Consider the following 326-nt stretch of genomic DNA (forward strand, 5'->3'; position numbering starts at 1 on the left):
GAACGGTGTGCATGCCGTGGCGGCAGGTATGGTGGGCCGTAAACGTGGCACCATTATCAATATCAGCTCAGTGGCAGGACGTAAAACGTTTCCGAACCATGTTGCTTATGTAGGGACGAAATTTGCTGTGCACGGTATTTCCGAGAATCTTCGTGAAGAACTGGCCCCACACGGCGTCAGGGTTATCACTATCGCGCCAGGGGCCGTGGAAACGGCATTGTTGAGCCATACCACTGATGAAGAAATCAAGTCTGGTTACCAGGCATGGAAACAGGATATGGGCGGTGTTGTGCTTTCTGCTGAGGATGTGGCCAATACTATTCGCT

1 protein-coding gene is annotated in these 326 nt (G+C 51.8%); it reads left to right on the forward strand.

Annotated features, from left to right (window positions below):
- Nucleotides 1–326: SDR family oxidoreductase (locus tag VF709_RS24975; RefSeq protein ID WP_440232484.1), on the forward strand; the 326-nt coding region annotated here is incomplete at both ends.

It is taken from the genome of Enterobacter sp. Lyrl_3, from assembly GCF_051948675.1.
In the GTDB taxonomy this organism is placed as follows: Bacteria; Pseudomonadota; Gammaproteobacteria; order Enterobacterales; family Enterobacteriaceae; genus Enterobacter; species Enterobacter cloacae.